This window comes from Spiroplasma attinicola (genome assembly GCF_023509825.1).
In the GTDB taxonomy this organism is placed as follows: Bacteria; Bacillota_I; Bacilli_A; order Mycoplasmatales; family VBWQ01; genus Spiroplasma_D; species Spiroplasma_D attinicola.
In genome coordinates this window covers 500,183-514,522 of sequence record NZ_JAKQXY010000001.1, presented here as the reverse complement: position 1 = coordinate 514,522, position 14,340 = coordinate 500,183, and the positions used below count along the sequence as shown (strand labels likewise).

Here is a 14,340-nt window from a genome sequence, read left to right as displayed (position 1 = left end):
CCTTTATTTGCCTTCTTCTTTATATTCATCAACAATATTTTCTAATGACTTTTCTTTTCATTTATCAAAGTTCTTTTTAAAACTTTTAATAATCTTTTCAATAGATTCTTTGTTGATTTGGAAAACAGTTAAAACAGAAATAATAATATCTTCTAATGATTTATCTCCTAAATTTTCCATATCTTTTAGTTCAATTAATTTCTTGTGATAGAAATCAGATAAAGTCTTGCAACCTTCTCGTTTTAAGCAATTATATGAGCGAGCAGATAAATCTAAATCTTCTAATAATAAATTCAAGTTATCATTTTCTTTATTATCAGAAGTCGCAATTACTTCAAAACTTCTTACTTCGTCATCTAAATTAACAAATAATTCTAGATGACTAAAGAAAATTTTAGCTGCTGTAGCAATCGCTGTTGATGGACTAATTGCACCATTAGTTTCAATTGCTAATAGTAATTTTTCATAATCAACACCTTTAATTGTTTTTGTGATTGGTTCAACCATATAAGTTACTTTTGTTACTGGTGAGAAGTTAGCATCAATCGCAATAATTCCCATACCATTACCAACTAATTTTTTATTTTCTTCAAAACTAGCATAACCACGAGATTTTTTAACAAAAAATTCAATTTCTAATTCAACATTACGATTAGTTGTTCGAAAAATAACTAAATCTTTATTAACAACTTCAACTCCTGTTGGACAAACAATACTTGCTGCTGTCACAATTTGTTCGCCTTTAACAGTTAATGTTAAATTTTCAATTTTGTTTTCTGAAAAAGTATTATTATATGAAGTTAAAACAATATTTTTAACATTCAAAATTATTTCTGAAACATTTTCAACTACACCTTTAATTGTTGTGAATTCATGAGTTACACCATTAATTTTAATTGCATAAATTGCAACTCCTGGAATTGAAGATAAAAGTGTTCTTCTTAAAGCATTACCTAAAGTTGTCGCAAACCCTCGCTCTAATTGATTAACATTAAATTCCATGTAATTATCATGGTTATTTTCTTGATTTAAAAGAAATTTTGGTCTTAAAAATTGATTCATTTCAATATCACCTACTATTTTCTTGGTTTCTTTGGTGGGCGACAACCATTATGAGGTAATGGTGTTACATCACTTAACTCATGTAATTCAAAATTTAATGCTTGTAAACTACGAATTGCAGGTTCTCTTCCTGGTCCTGTTCCATTAACATAAATTGATAAAATTTTTACACCATGTTCCATAGCAATTTTACCTGCTGCTTCAGTTGCTTTTTGTGCAGCATGAGGTGTTGATTTTCTTGTTCCTTTAAATCCTACTGCTCCAGCACTTGATCAAGCAATAACATTACCATTAATATCAGTAATAGTTACAATAGTATTATTAAAAGTTGCTTTAATATAAGCTTTAGCTTTAAGGAAATTAGGATTAATTTTAATTTTCTTTTTTGTTGTTGATTTATTAACCATTTTAATATGTTCCTCCTATGCTGCTTTCTTCTTATTAGCTACAGTTTTTCTTCTACCTTTACGAGTTCTGGCATTAGTTTTAGTTGATTGACCATTTACAGGTAATCCTTTTCTGTGTCTAATTCCACGATAGCAACCAATTTCCATTAAACGCTTAATATTTAATGAAACATCTCGGCGTAATTCTCCCTCAGTTTTGTAGTTTTTTTCAATTTCTGCACTAATAGCACTAATTTGTTTTTCTGTTAATTCAGCAATTTTAGTAGTTGGATTAATGTTTAAACCAGATAAAATTTTAATGGCACTACTACGGCCAATTCCATAAATTCTTGTTAAACCAATATCAGAATGTAAATTCCCTGGAATATTGATTTGTCCAATTCTTCTACTTGTTATATTAATATTTGACATGTAATTCCTCCATATTTATCCTTGGCGTTGTTTATGTTTAGGATTTTCACAAATAATCATATTACGATTTTTGCGTTTAATTGTTTGACATTTATCACAAATTTTCTTTACTGATGATTGTACTTTCATAATTTTTTAACTCCTAATTATTTTCTTGATTAGAATTTGATGATTTTTTTCCTTTATAACGAAAAGTAATGCGACCTTTAGTTAAATCATAAGTTGATAACTCGACACTAACAAAATCTCCCTTCAAAATTCTAATATGATTTAAACGAATTTTGCCAGACGGAGTTGCATCAATAACAGTATTAAACTCTTTTAATAAAACTTTAAATTTTGCATTTGGTAAAACTTCTACTACTTGTGCTTCAAGCATAATAGTATTTGGTTTACTTTTTTCAAAATTATTAGTAGTTTTATTACTATTATTTTTTTTTGTTTGTTGTTTCTTTTTGGCCATTAATTACCTCTTCAAATTATAACATAATTTAATCATTTTTTAAATAGCAGTTAAGATTTCACAACCATCATCAGTCACAAGTAAAGTGTGTTCAAAATGAGCGGTTGGTTTATTATCTAACGCTACTACAGTTCACTGATCATTTAAAACTTTAACTTTATCAGTTGAAGTTTGGACCATTGGTTCAATACAAATGGCCATACCCGCTCTTAATTTAACTCCTGTGTTGGCAATGCCAACATTAGGAATTGCTGGGTCTTCGTGTAAGAATTTACCAATACCATGACCAGTATATGATGTTGGTAAATAAAAGCCTTGGCTTTCAACATAAGCCTGAACTGTTGCCCCAATATCACCAATTCTAGTGCCTGGTTTAACAATTTTAATCGCTTTCATTAATGCCGCTTTAGTAACATTAATAATCTTTTCTTGTGCTGGAGTTGCTTTACCAACTGCCATTGTAAAGGCGGCATCGCAATGATAACCATTAACAGATGCCCCAGCATCAATTTTAACAAGATCATTAAGTTTAAAGGGCTTTTCATTGGGAATTCCATGAATCAATTGTTCATTAACTGAAACACAAATTACTGCTGGAAAACCATGATAATTAAGAAATGATGGTTTAGCTTGATTTTTTTTAATAATTTCTCTTGCTTTCAAATCAAGCATTTTCCCTGTTGTTCCAACCTTAATCATTTTTGCTAATTCTTGATGAATTAATGCAACAACTTTGCCTGCTTTTTTCATATTAGCAATTTCACTAGCACTTTTAATACTAATCATTGTTTGTTCCTTTTGGTGTTCCAATTACTTTTTTTAATTGTTCGTGAACACTTGCTTGGTCTTGATTAGCATCAATTAGTTTCAAATTGCCTTGTTTTTTAAAGTAAGCAACTAAAGGTTGGGTTGATTGTTGATATGTTTTTAAACGAGTAATAATTTTTGCTTGATCACTGTCATCAGTTCTTTGAATTAATGCTGTTTGATCGTTATCGCAAATATTATCAACTTTTGGTGGTGAGCTAATTGTATTATAAGTTGTTTTACAAACTGGACAAATTAACCTTGTTTGTAAGCGCTTAATAACTGCTTCTTTGCTCACTTCTAAATAAATTACAAAATCAATTTTTTGTTTGATTTTTTTTAATACTGTTTCTAAGAACTTTACTTGATCACTTGTTCTTGGATAACCATCTAAAATAAAATTAGTTTTAATTTTAGTTAGTTTACTTGCAACAACTTGATTCATTAAATCATCAGGAACATATTTACCTTGATCAGAATAACTTTGTGCTTTTAAACCTAGTTCAGTTTTTTGTTGAATTTCTGCTCTTAATAAATCACCGGTTGAAAGATGCAGTAAATGATAATGTCTTACTAAAAATTCTGACTGTGTTCCTTTACCGGCACCTGGTGGACCCATAATAATTAAATTCATATTTCTCTTTCCTTTGAACTTATGATCATAAATGTTCTTGTGAAACTTTTTCGTCTTTATAGTTTAAGAATGAATGTTGAGTAATTCGTCCTTTAATTTGTTTTGCTGTATCTAAAGCCACTCCAACCATAATAATAACACCTGTACCACCAATCGCTAATGATGATGGCAAATTAGCAATCTTGGAAATCAAGAATGGTAAGACAGCAACAAAAGTTAAGAATGTTGCTCCAATTGTACTTAAACGATTTAACATTCTTTTAATATATACTTCAGTCTCTTTTCCTGGTTTAATTCCGGGAATATATGTTCCCGATTTTTGGAAGTTTTGTGTCATTTGTTCAGGATTAATTTGAACTTGAGCATACAAGAAAGTAAATAAAATTGTTAAAATCGCAAAGATACTAATCCCTGGTCACGACTGTAACGATAAATAATTCTGCGTAAACTTAGCAAAACCATTATTAGGATTACTACTTTGAACAATTTGAGCAATTGTCATCGGCGCTGTAATCAATGCTGATGAGAAAATAACTGGAATAACTCCAGCTGAGTTAATCTTTAAAGGTAAATAAGACGACTTATCACCTTTTAGTGTCAGTCCGCTCCCTGATTGTTGAATTGGGATATGTCTTTCAGATTCATTGAAAAATACGACAATCAAAATGATAAACAAGAAAGCCAATAAATATAAGGCAAATTGTAATGCACCTTGAAATATGACAGCATTATTTGAATCAGGTGCTACTCAATATTTAAAAGTAGCAGATAAATTGAATGGTAAATTTGCAGCAATTCCTGCAAAAATAATTAATGAAATGCCATTTCCAATTCCACGATTAGTAATTTGGTCTGCCATTCATAATGATAACATAGTTCCTGCTAACAGCACTATTGGTATTAAAAAATAATAAAACATTGCTGGACCAACTCCAGAACCTGATGTTCAATCAACATTAATGATTCCTTGTGATTGTAATCCAAGAATCGTTGCAAATGCTTGCATAATTGCAAATGGTACTGTTAGAATTCGATTCATTAATTCTAATTTTCTTTTCCCTTTTTCTCCTGATTTTGCCCATCTTGTTAAAGTTGGCACAACATCAGATGATAATAACTGCACAATGATTGATGCAGTAATATAAGGTGAAACTCCAAGAGCCAAAAGTGAAAAACGATTAATCGCTCCACCACCTAACATTGAAATCAAGTTAAAAAACTCTAATCCACTGTTATTACTGTTATTTAAATCAGTATTTAAATGAACTCCTGGAGCAGTAATAAAGGCTCCTACTCGAAAGATTACTAAAACAAAAATAGTAAATAAAATTCGAATAATAACTTCTTTATACTGTTTTGTTATTTCGCGAGCGGTTTTAAACACCTAAATCACCTCAGCTTTTCCTCCAATTTTTTCAATTGCTGCTTTAGCAGCATCTGAAAATTTATGTGCTTGAATATTTTTAGCTGTTGATAAAGTCCCTTTACCAAGAACTTTAATTTGATGTTTTTTATCTTTAATAATTTTTAATTGATATAACAACTTTGGTGTTATATCAGTTTCTTTGATTTTATTAATTTGATCTAAATTAATAATACTATAAGTAATAGTTGTTGGATTTGTAAAACCTCGTTTTGAAATTCTACGGTATAAAGGAGTTTGTCCTCCTTCAAATCCTGGTCTTACTCCACCACCAGTACGAGCATTTTGCCCTTTTGTTCCCTTACCGGCAGTCTTACCAAGACCTGAACTAGTACCTCTTCCTTTTCGTTTTGGTTTTTTTCTAGCTAAAGGAGAAGATGTTAATTCATGTAATTTTAATTCCATTTTTTTTACTCTCCTTTTCTATCTTTTACTTTCAGCATTAACTGCTGGAGTTCTTTTTTTAATAACTTTATTCTTAAAAAAGTCTTCTGATTTAAGGGAACTTAAACCTTGAATTGTTGCTCTAGCTAAATTAATTTTATTATTTGAGCCTAATGATTTAGAATAAATATTTTGAATTCCTGCAAGTTCAATAACATCTCTTGCGCTTCCTCCTGCTTTTACTCCAATCCCTTCTTTAGCTGGTTTTAAAATAATATTGCTAGCACCATAATGTCCAATTCCATGGTGATAAATTGAAGAATTTTCATTAATTGCTACTTGTTTTAGATTTTTATGAGCAGCAGCAATACCTTTTTTAATTGCATCGTTAACTTCGTTTGCTTTAGCAACACCAAGTCCTACTGTTCCTTTTTTATTACCAATAACTACGGCTGCTGAAAATCTTAGTCTTCTTCCACCTGTAGTTACTTTATTAATTCTTCTAATTCAAATAACTTTTTCTAAAAATTCACTTTGTTCTTTTGGTTTACGAAAATCTTGTTTTGATCTTTGTGGTCTTTGATGATTTGGTTTTTTATTATCTTGTCCGCGGAATGGTTTTTTATTGTTACTTTGAGTAACTTCAGGATGTTTTGTCATTTTTTCTTTTGACAAAGTTGTCGGGTTATGACCCTTATTAGTTAATTCTTTTTCTGAACTCATTTTTTTAATCTCCTTTTAAAACTCTAATCCGCTTTTTCTGGCAGCTTCAGCAAATGCTTTAATCTTACCATGATATAAATTTCCACCACGATCAAAGACAACTTTTTTAATACTTTTTTCTTTTGCTAATTTGGCGATTTCTTCGCCTAATTTTGTTGCTGCTTCAATGTTTTTCTTTGATTTTAAATCTTTAAAACTCAAAGAAGATAACCCAATAATTGTATGTCCAGTACTATCGTCAATGATTTGGCCATAAAGACTAGTATTTGATCTAAAAATATTTAAACGCGGTTTTGTTTTAGAACCAACAATTTTCTTTCGAATTCGCAAATGACGAATTTTACGAGCTTTTTTTCTATCAAACATATTTTTTTCTCCTTATTCTGTTAAAGGTTATTTACCTTTACCAGCTGATTTTCCTTCTTTACGACGAATAACTTCATCTTGATATTTAATTCCTTTACCTTTATAAGGTTCAGGACTTCTGAATTGACGAATTTGGGCAGCAACTTGTCCAACTAATTGTTTATCAAAACCACTAATTTGAATTAAAGTTGGTTTTGGAGTAACAACTGTAATTCCTTCTGGAATTTGATATTTAATTGGGTGTGAATATCCTAAACTAAGATTTACAATATCACCTTGAGCATTAGCACGATAACCAACACCATTAATTTCTAATTCTTTAATAAAGCCTTTAGAAACTCCAATTAACATCCCATTAATTAAAGAATTAACAGTTCCGTGTAATTGTTTATTTTTTTTAATATCGTTTGGTCTTGTTGTGCTAATAGTGTTTTTTTCTTGATCAATGATAATTTTAATTTCTTTTGGTAGGGTTTTAGATAAAGTCCCTTTACTTCCAGCAATATTTAAAAGATTATTTTCAGTTAATTTAACTTGAACGCCTGTTGGAATTGTTAAAACTCGATTACCGATTCTTGACATATTTCTTTACTCCCTAATTCTATCAAACATAAGCTAGAACTTCGCCACCAAGGCCAAGTTTCTTTGCTTGCTTGTTTGTCATAATTCCTTTTGAAGTTGAAATAATTGCAATTCCATAACCATTTAAAACACTTGGTAAAGTTTTAGCTTGAGCATATACTTTTAATCCCGGGCTTGAGATACGTTTTAAACCAAGAATGTTATTCTTTGCAGTATTACCTAATAGAATTTCTAAGGTAAATTTCTTTGGTTCATGTTCATTAACACGATATTTTTCAATATAATTATTTTTATATAAAATTTCAGCAATTTTCACTAATTGTTTTGATGATGGAACACTAACAGAACGATGTTTGCTTTTATCAGATGATTTAATTGCATTACGAATTACTGTTAGCAAATTGCTAATTGGATCATTTGTCATTTAACATACCTCCTCTTCTTATCATGAAGCCTTTTTTAAGCCAGGAATTTGCCCTTTATAAGCTAAATCTCTAAAGCATAGACGACAAATCATAAATTTACGAATTACTGCATGTGGGCGACCACATCTTTGACAACGAGTATAAGTTCTAGTACTATACTTAGCTTGTTTTCTTTGTTTTTCTTTTAAAGCTGTTTTTGCCATCTTATGCCTCCTGTTTTACTTGGTTTGGTCTTCTCTTAAAGGGAAAACCAAATGCTTCTAATAATCTTATTGCTGCTTCTTTTTCTGTTGTTGAAGTAATAATTGTTACTTCTAATCCTCTGATTTTATCAACATCTTCATAGTTGATTTCAGGGAAAATAATTTGTTCTTTAATTCCAAAAGTATAATTACCATTTTTGTCAAAGGAATTTCTTGATAAACCTTGGAAATCTCTTACTCTTGGTAATCCGATTGAAATTAATTTATCAAAAAAGTCCATCATTTTTTCACCCCTTAGGGTTACTTTACAACCAATTGCCATACCTTCACGAAGTTTAAATCCGGCAATTGATTTTTTTGCTTTTGTAACTACTGGCTTTTGTCCAGTAATTTTTGTTAATTCTGCTACGGCTTTATCTAAAGCCTTTGGTGTCGCAACAGCATCACCAACACCAATATTAATAACAATTTTTTCAATTTTAGGTACTTGCATAATTGATGAGTATTTTAAGTCTTTTTGCAATTGGTGAACAATTGTTTTGTTATATTTTTCTTGTAAACGATTCATATTTAACTATTGTCCTCCTTAATTAACTTCAGATCCAGATTTGCGATAAACCCGAATTTTCTTATCATCTTTAAATACATAACCTAATCTTGAAACTTTTTTTGCTTTCGCATTTTTACCATCAATAATCATTACATTAGAAATGTGAATTGGAGCAGGAACATCAATAATTCCTCCTTCTTTTTCTTCTTGTGATGGTTTTTGATGTTTTTTCATTGTAATACCTTCAAGGACAACACGATTTTTGTCACGTAATACTTTAATAATTGGTGCAACAGTTCCTTTATGTTTTCCAGCAATAACTTTTACTTTATCGCCTTTTTTTAATTTACTATCAAGAATTTTAATTGCTTTAGCTTTTTTCATTAATGCCATATTAATTCTTTTCCTTTAAACTATTTCTTCTGCTAGAGAAGCAATTCGGTTGAAACCTTGATCTCTAACTTCTCTTGCTAAAACACCAAATACTCTAGTTCCTCTTGGTGTTTTATCATCTTTAATTACTACTGCTGCATTATCATCAAATTTTACACAACTGCCATCATTTCTTTTAACACCAAATTTTGTTCGAACAATTACTGCTTTCACAATTTGTCCTTTTTTAATCGCTGAACTTGGTGTTACTACTTTAGCAGAACAAACAACAATATCGCCAATATTAGCAGTCTTCTTATTACTTCCACCTAAAACTCTAATTACCATTGCTTCTTTAATACCCGTATTATCAGCAATATTAATTCATGATAAATTTTGTAACATGATTAATCTTTCTTTGCCTTTGCTTTAGCTTTCGTTGATTCTGGTTGTTCTTTTGGTTTTACAACCTTTAATAAACGAAAACGCTTTAAAGCTGATAATGGACGAGTTTCAATGATTTCAACAACATCACCAACTTGGGCTTGGTTGTTTGCATCATGAGCATGGTATTTTTTAGTTGACTTAAAACGTTTGTTATACATCGGGTGAGTTTTAGATGTTTCAACGCTAACAGTTATTGTTTTGTCATTTTTATCAGAAACAACTGTTCCAATAAAAGTTTTGCGTCTTTTGATAAGAGTATTACTATTTGTCATTGTTATTGTCCTCCTTTGATGAAGATTTAGATTTTGTTGTCTTTGTTGCTGTTGGTTTTACTTTGTTTGTTTTTGTACTAGCTTTAGTTGATGCTTTTTTTACATCTTTTTTACTAGTTTCTTTTGTTTCTTTTTTATCTGTTTTTTTGTTTTGTGTTTTTTTTGCTTTTTTTTCTTCTGGTAGTTCCATTTTTTGAAAATTTAATGGTTTAATCACTTCACCATTTAAAGCGCGATTTGAGATTTCAGTTTTAATTCTTGCGATATCTTTGCGTAGTTCATTGATCTTGTGTGGAGTATCTAACTTACCAATTGCTTTTTGAATTCTTAAAGCAAATAATTGGGCACGAAGTTCTTCTTCGTGTACTTGTAATTCAAGTGTTGATTTAGATTTAATTACTTGCATGTCCATTGCTTTCACCTAATTCTTTTTTAATGTTTTTTATTCCTAATACTGATGCATTATCAGCACGAGTAACAATTTTACATTTAATTGGTAACTTATGCATTGCTAAACGCAAAGCTTCTTTTGCCATGTCTAAATTTGGATAATCAACTTCAAACATAACAGTTCCTTTTTTAACTACTGCCACTCAATGATCAATTGACCCTTTACCAGAACCCATTCTTACTTCAGCTGGTTTTCTAGTAATTGGTAAATGTGGGAAAATTCTAATTCAAACTTTTCCGCCACGCTTCATATATCTTGTCATCGCAATTCTAGCTGCTTCAATTTGTCTTTCAGTAATATAACTACCCTCTTCAGCTCTTAATCCAATCGTACCAAAATCAACAGTTTTACATCCTTTTGCCTTACCTTCATAACTTAAACGATGAACAGCAGGATATTTATATCTTTTCGGAATTGCCATTTTTACTTAGCCTCCCTACGATGATGATTTGGTGTTTGATGATGATGGTTTTGATTACGATTATGTCTTGGTTTGAAATGTGTTGGTTGTCTTAATTTTTCACCTGGTAAAATTTCACCTTTATAAACTCAAACTTTAATACCAATTTTACCTGAAACAGTATTTGCTTCAGCTTTAGCAAAATCAATATTACTTCTTAAAGTTGCTAAAGGAACACTACCTTCAGAATATCCTTCAGTTCTTGCCATATCAGCACCACCAAGTCTTCCTGAAACCTTAGTTTTAATTCCTTTTGCTCCTGCTCTTAAAGCACGGCGAATTGCTAATTTTTGCACAGCACGATGTGATAAACGATTTTCAATTTGTTGTGCAATTGTATTTGCTAAAATTTGTGCGTCTAAGTCGGGGTTAACAACTTCAACAACATTAATTTTGATGCCAATCTTACGATTGTTAATTGTTTTTTGAACTAATTTTGTTAATACTTCAAGGTTTGATGCACCTTGTCCTAAAACTGATCCGACACGAACACAGTGAATGAATAAGGTAATTTGTTGCTTTGTTCTTTCAATTTCAATTTTTGAAACACCAGAATTTTTTAAACTTTTAAGTAAAGCAACACGAATTTTGTCATCTTCGATGATTCATTTTGCCATTTCTTGATCATTAACAGCATATCAACGAGATTGTCAATCTTTATTAATACCATATCTTAAAGCATTTGGACTAACTTTATGACCCATTTTCTTTACCTCCTACTTTTCATCACTAAGAACAATTGTTACATTGCTTGATCGTTTTAAAATTTGATAAGCACGACCATGTGCTCGTGGTCTGTATCTTTTTAATGTTGGATCTTCATTAACATAAATTGTTTTAATTTTTAATTTATCGGCTTCCATACCGTGGTTATTTGTCGCATTGGCAATTGCTGAATTTAATAAATCTCTAATTGGTTTGGCTGCTCTTTTTGGTTCATGAGCTAAAATTGTGATGGCTCTAACAACATGTTGATTACGAATTAAGTCAGTTACTAAACGAACTTTTCTTGGACTCATTCTTAACTTAGTTAATTTTGCTTTTGCTTCCATTACTTAACTCCTATTTCTTTTTCTTGTCATTACCATGACCACCAAATTTTCTTGTTGGTGAAAATTCACCTAACTTATGACCAACCATATCTTCTGTAACATAAACTGGTAAATGAGTTTTACCGTTATAAACTCCAAAAGTGTGACCAACAAATTCAGGGAAAATTGTTGAACGACGTGATCAAGTTTTAATAATTTGTTTTTTCTTTGCTTTATTTAATTCTTCAACTTTTTTAACTAAAGATTGATCTGCAAAGGGACCTTTTTTTAATGATCTTGCCATAATTTATTTTCTCCTTTATCTTTTCTTGGCAGCATGTCTAGTTCTAACAATGAACTTATTTGATGCTTTTTTCTTATCACGAGTTTTTAATCCTAAGGCAGGTTTACCTCAAGGAGTTACTGGAGTTTTTCTTCCGATTGGTGCTTTTCCTTCACCACCACCATGTGGGTGATCGTTAGGATTCATAACACTACCACGAACAGTCGGTCTAATACCTTTTCAACGGTTTCTTCCAGCTTTACCAATGTTTACTAAATTAAAATCTTCATTACCAACAACACCAATTGTGGCACGACAGATACTTAATACTTTTCTTACTTCTCCAGAAGCCATTTTTAGTAAGGTATATTTACCTTCTTCATCTCTTCCTAAGATTTGTAAGCTTGTTCCAGCACTTCTTGCTAATTGTCCACCCTTGCCTGGTTTTAGTTCAACATTATGAATAAATGTTCCTTGTGGAATTTTATTCAATGGTAAACAGTTACCAACAAGAATATCAACTTTTACTTTATCATTGTTACCAGAACTACTAATAATTTTGTCTCCTACTTTAATTCCTTTTGGTGCTAAAATATAACGCTTTTCACCATCTAAGTAATTAACTAAACAAATATTAGCATTACGGTTTGGATCATATTCAATCGTTTTAATGATGCCAATAATATCATCTTTATTTCTTTTGAAATCAACAACACGATATTTTCTTTTATGACCATTACCTTGATGTCTAACAGTAATTTTTCCTTGGTTATTTCTTCCAGATTTGCGAACTAATTTTTCTACTAATGATTTTTCTGGTTTATTAGTAGTAATAACACTTTTATAGTCAAGTACTGTCATATTTCTTTGACCATTTGTGATGGGGTTTTTTGTTTTAATTGCCATTTCTTACTCCTTCTAAACCTTACTATTTGCTTTGTTCATCGCTAAATAGACTTAATTGTTCGCCAGCAGCTAATTTAATAACTGCTTTTTTAACTGCAGAAGTTTTACCAACGAATCTACCAACAGTTTTAGTTTTCGGTTTATTGTTAACAATGTTAACTTTTTCAACCTTAACTTCAAAAATTTGTTCAAAAGCTTTTCTAATATGAGTTTTATTAGCTTTACGATTAACAGAAAATGTATAAATACCATTTGCCATTTGTGCATAGGTCTTTTCTGTTAAGACTGGACCTTTAATTACTTCACTTAAATGCATTATCCTAAAGCCTCCTCAATATTTTTAACTGCTGCTAATGTTAATAAAACTTTATTTGCATTTAATAAAGCATAAATATTAACATTATTGCTACTAATAACTTCTGTTCTTTCTAAATTTCTTGCTGATTTAATTACTGTTTTTTGATTTTCTAAATCACTAATAATTAAAGTTTTATTATTAGCTAATTTTAGTTTTGTCAATGTTTTTAACATTGTACTTGTTGATGGTTTTTCAAATGTTAACTGATCAATAACTACGATATTATCATTTTGTAATTTCGCAGCCAAAGCTGATTTTAAAGCCAAACTACGAACTTTTTTATTTAACTTAATCGTATAGTTTCTTTCAGTTGTTGGACCAAATACAATCCCTCCACCTTTTCATTGTGGTGATCTAATTGATCCTTGTCTTGCATTTCCAGTTCCTTTTTGTTTTCAAGGTTTTCTACCACCACCCGATACTTCAGCACGAGTTTTAACTTTGTGGGTTCCTTGTCTTTGAGCAGCATTATAACTTAATAAACTATCAAACTGAACTTTTTCGTTAGGTTTGATACCTCAAATTTTTTCGTTTAATGTTAATTCACTAACTTTTTTACCAGTATGATCTACAACATTAATTTTTAAATTAGTTTTGTCCATCATTGCCTCCATTTGCCTTACTTTCAACAGTTTGACTAGGATTTACTCATTGGTGTAAGTTAGCTGCTTCTTTTGTTTTTGAATTTTTAATTGCTGATTTAATTACAACAAATCCTTTTTTTGGTCCTGGAATTGACCCTTTAACTAATAAATAATCACTATCAACTTTAATAATTTCTAAATTACTAATCGTTCTTTTTACATGTCCCATTTGCCCTGGCATTGGTTGTGCTTTAAAAACACGATTAGCTGCAATTGAACCAGTTGAACCCATTTGTCTGTGTAATCCAGACCCATGTCCCATTGGTCCACGAGATTGGTTATAACGTTTAACTCGTCCTTGAAAACCTTTCCCTTTTGAAATTCCTGTTACATCAACGAATTCTCCGGGTTTGAAAACATCTCCAACATTAAGAGTATCTCCAACATTAAAACCTTCCATTCCACGAATTTCTCTTACGAAGCGCTTAGGTTGACTATCAACTTTTTTAAAATGACCAGCTACAGCTTTATTACTTAAGTTCAAACGTAAATCAAATGCTGAAAGTTGTAAACTATTGTATTTTTCTTTTTCAGCAGTTTTAGTTTGACTAACAAGATTTGGTTGAACTTCAATTACTGTAACAGGAACTAGTTGTCCATTGCTTAAGAACACTTGTGACATCCCTAGTTTTTTTCCTAAGATTCCTTTCATCTCTTTCTCCTTTAGACTTTTAAA

At 30.6% G+C, this 14,340-nt stretch carries 27 protein-coding genes; all 27 read right to left on the bottom strand.

The features are described 5' to 3' along the window. Positions 1-3 precede the first annotated feature (3 nt). The 27 genes from LT335_RS02500 to rplC all read right to left on the bottom strand — a co-directional run bounded on the left by LT335_RS02500 (position 4) and on the right by rplC (position 14,316). Complete coding sequence (locus tag LT335_RS02500) at positions 4-1,062, bottom strand: DNA-directed RNA polymerase subunit alpha (RefSeq protein WP_249728423.1); 1,059 nt, start codon at positions 1,060-1,062, stop codon at positions 4-6. Positions 1,063-1,076: 14 nt separating this feature from the next. Beyond that, positions 1,077-1,469: a 30S ribosomal protein S11 gene (rpsK, locus tag LT335_RS02495; RefSeq protein ID WP_249728422.1), complete on the bottom strand. Its 393-nt coding sequence runs from the start codon at positions 1,467-1,469 to the stop codon at positions 1,077-1,079. A gap of 15 nt (positions 1,470-1,484) precedes the next feature. Then, positions 1,485-1,880 (bottom strand): 30S ribosomal protein S13, encoded by a 396-nt coding sequence (gene rpsM, locus LT335_RS02490; protein WP_249728420.1) that lies wholly within the window; start codon positions 1,878-1,880, stop codon positions 1,485-1,487. Positions 1,881-1,895: 15 nt separating this feature from the next. Then, entirely contained in the window at positions 1,896-2,009 is a 114-nt protein-coding gene (rpmJ, locus tag LT335_RS02485; RefSeq protein ID WP_249728418.1) for a 50S ribosomal protein L36, read from the bottom strand. A 13-nt stretch (positions 2,010-2,022) separates the two neighbouring features. After that, positions 2,023-2,259, bottom strand: a complete 237-nt coding sequence (infA, locus tag LT335_RS02480; RefSeq protein WP_249728610.1) for a translation initiation factor IF-1 — start codon at positions 2,257-2,259, stop codon at positions 2,023-2,025. A 123-nt stretch (positions 2,260-2,382) separates the two neighbouring features. Beyond that, the gene (gene map / locus LT335_RS02475; RefSeq protein WP_249728416.1) at positions 2,383-3,129 is read right to left on the bottom strand and encodes a type I methionyl aminopeptidase; all 747 of its coding nucleotides are present in this window, start codon (positions 3,127-3,129) and stop codon (positions 2,383-2,385) included. Next, positions 3,122-3,784 (bottom strand): adenylate kinase, encoded by a 663-nt coding sequence (locus LT335_RS02470; protein WP_249728414.1) that lies wholly within the window; start codon positions 3,782-3,784, stop codon positions 3,122-3,124. The genes map and LT335_RS02470 overlap by 8 nt, the downstream gene beginning before the upstream one ends. A 19-nt stretch (positions 3,785-3,803) precedes the next feature. Further along, a complete protein-coding gene (gene secY, locus LT335_RS02465; RefSeq protein WP_249728412.1) occupies positions 3,804-5,168 on the bottom strand; it encodes a preprotein translocase subunit SecY in 1,365 nt (454 codons plus the stop codon). Next, a complete protein-coding gene (gene rplO / locus LT335_RS02460) occupies positions 5,169-5,606 on the bottom strand; it encodes a 50S ribosomal protein L15 (protein WP_249728608.1) in 438 nt (145 codons plus the stop codon). A 24-nt stretch (positions 5,607-5,630) separates the two neighbouring features. Continuing rightward, positions 5,631-6,314, bottom strand: a complete 684-nt coding sequence (gene rpsE / locus LT335_RS02455; RefSeq protein WP_349665628.1) for a 30S ribosomal protein S5 — start codon at positions 6,312-6,314, stop codon at positions 5,631-5,633. Between the two features lie 15 nt (positions 6,315-6,329). Then, entirely contained in the window at positions 6,330-6,680 is a 351-nt protein-coding gene (gene rplR, locus LT335_RS02450) for a 50S ribosomal protein L18 (protein WP_249728410.1), read from the bottom strand. Between the two features lie 27 nt (positions 6,681-6,707). Then, the gene (rplF, locus tag LT335_RS02445) at positions 6,708-7,262 is read right to left on the bottom strand and encodes a 50S ribosomal protein L6 (protein ID WP_249728408.1); all 555 of its coding nucleotides are present in this window, start codon (positions 7,260-7,262) and stop codon (positions 6,708-6,710) included. Between the two features lie 19 nt (positions 7,263-7,281). Beyond that, a complete protein-coding gene (gene rpsH, locus LT335_RS02440) occupies positions 7,282-7,686 on the bottom strand; it encodes a 30S ribosomal protein S8 (RefSeq protein ID WP_249728407.1) in 405 nt (134 codons plus the stop codon). Positions 7,687-7,704: 18 nt separating this feature from the next. Beyond that, positions 7,705-7,890 carry a type Z 30S ribosomal protein S14 gene (locus tag LT335_RS02435; protein WP_249728405.1) on the bottom strand — a complete coding sequence of 62 codons (186 nt, stop codon included), beginning with the start codon at positions 7,888-7,890 and terminating at the stop codon, positions 7,705-7,707. Between the two features lies 1 nt (position 7,891). Beyond that, positions 7,892-8,458 carry a 50S ribosomal protein L5 gene (rplE, locus tag LT335_RS02430; protein ID WP_249728404.1) on the bottom strand — a complete coding sequence of 189 codons (567 nt, stop codon included), beginning with the start codon at positions 8,456-8,458 and terminating at the stop codon, positions 7,892-7,894. 18 nt (positions 8,459-8,476) lie between these two features. Further along, positions 8,477-8,824 carry a 50S ribosomal protein L24 gene (rplX, locus tag LT335_RS02425; protein ID WP_249728605.1) on the bottom strand — a complete coding sequence of 116 codons (348 nt, stop codon included), beginning with the start codon at positions 8,822-8,824 and terminating at the stop codon, positions 8,477-8,479. Positions 8,825-8,848: 24 nt separating this feature from the next. Next, positions 8,849-9,217 (bottom strand): 50S ribosomal protein L14, encoded by a 369-nt coding sequence (rplN, locus tag LT335_RS02420; protein WP_249728402.1) that lies wholly within the window; start codon positions 9,215-9,217, stop codon positions 8,849-8,851. A 2-nt stretch (positions 9,218-9,219) separates the two neighbouring features. Further along, positions 9,220-9,531, bottom strand: a complete 312-nt coding sequence (gene rpsQ, locus LT335_RS02415; RefSeq protein ID WP_249728400.1) for a 30S ribosomal protein S17 — start codon at positions 9,529-9,531, stop codon at positions 9,220-9,222. Beyond that, positions 9,521-9,943 carry a 50S ribosomal protein L29 gene (gene rpmC / locus LT335_RS02410; RefSeq protein ID WP_249728398.1) on the bottom strand — a complete coding sequence of 141 codons (423 nt, stop codon included), beginning with the start codon at positions 9,941-9,943 and terminating at the stop codon, positions 9,521-9,523. Before rpmC ends, rpsQ begins: the two co-directional genes overlap by 11 nt. Next, positions 9,924-10,403, bottom strand: a complete 480-nt coding sequence (gene rplP, locus LT335_RS02405; protein WP_249728397.1) for a 50S ribosomal protein L16 — start codon at positions 10,401-10,403, stop codon at positions 9,924-9,926. Before rplP ends, rpmC begins: the two co-directional genes overlap by 20 nt. Before the next feature lie 2 nt (positions 10,404-10,405). Then, entirely contained in the window at positions 10,406-11,146 is a 741-nt protein-coding gene (gene rpsC / locus LT335_RS02400) for a 30S ribosomal protein S3 (RefSeq protein WP_249728395.1), read from the bottom strand. A 12-nt stretch (positions 11,147-11,158) separates the two neighbouring features. Beyond that, positions 11,159-11,494: a 50S ribosomal protein L22 gene (gene rplV / locus LT335_RS02395; RefSeq protein ID WP_249728393.1), complete on the bottom strand. Its 336-nt coding sequence runs from the start codon at positions 11,492-11,494 to the stop codon at positions 11,159-11,161. Between the two features lie 10 nt (positions 11,495-11,504). Continuing rightward, positions 11,505-11,777, bottom strand: a complete 273-nt coding sequence (gene rpsS / locus LT335_RS02390) for a 30S ribosomal protein S19 (RefSeq protein ID WP_249728391.1) — start codon at positions 11,775-11,777, stop codon at positions 11,505-11,507. Between the two features lie 15 nt (positions 11,778-11,792). Beyond that, positions 11,793-12,662 (bottom strand): 50S ribosomal protein L2, encoded by an 870-nt coding sequence (rplB, locus tag LT335_RS02385; protein ID WP_249728389.1) that lies wholly within the window; start codon positions 12,660-12,662, stop codon positions 11,793-11,795. 22 nt (positions 12,663-12,684) lie between these two features. Further along, positions 12,685-12,978: a 50S ribosomal protein L23 gene (gene rplW, locus LT335_RS02380; protein ID WP_249728388.1), complete on the bottom strand. Its 294-nt coding sequence runs from the start codon at positions 12,976-12,978 to the stop codon at positions 12,685-12,687. Then, a complete protein-coding gene (gene rplD, locus LT335_RS02375; RefSeq protein ID WP_374982213.1) occupies positions 12,978-13,607 on the bottom strand; it encodes a 50S ribosomal protein L4 in 630 nt (209 codons plus the stop codon). The genes rplW and rplD overlap by 1 nt, the downstream gene beginning before the upstream one ends. A 1-nt stretch (position 13,608) precedes the next feature. After that, complete coding sequence (rplC, locus tag LT335_RS02370; protein ID WP_249728383.1) at positions 13,609-14,316, bottom strand: 50S ribosomal protein L3; 708 nt, start codon at positions 14,314-14,316, stop codon at positions 13,609-13,611. Positions 14,317-14,340: the final 24 nt, after the last annotated feature.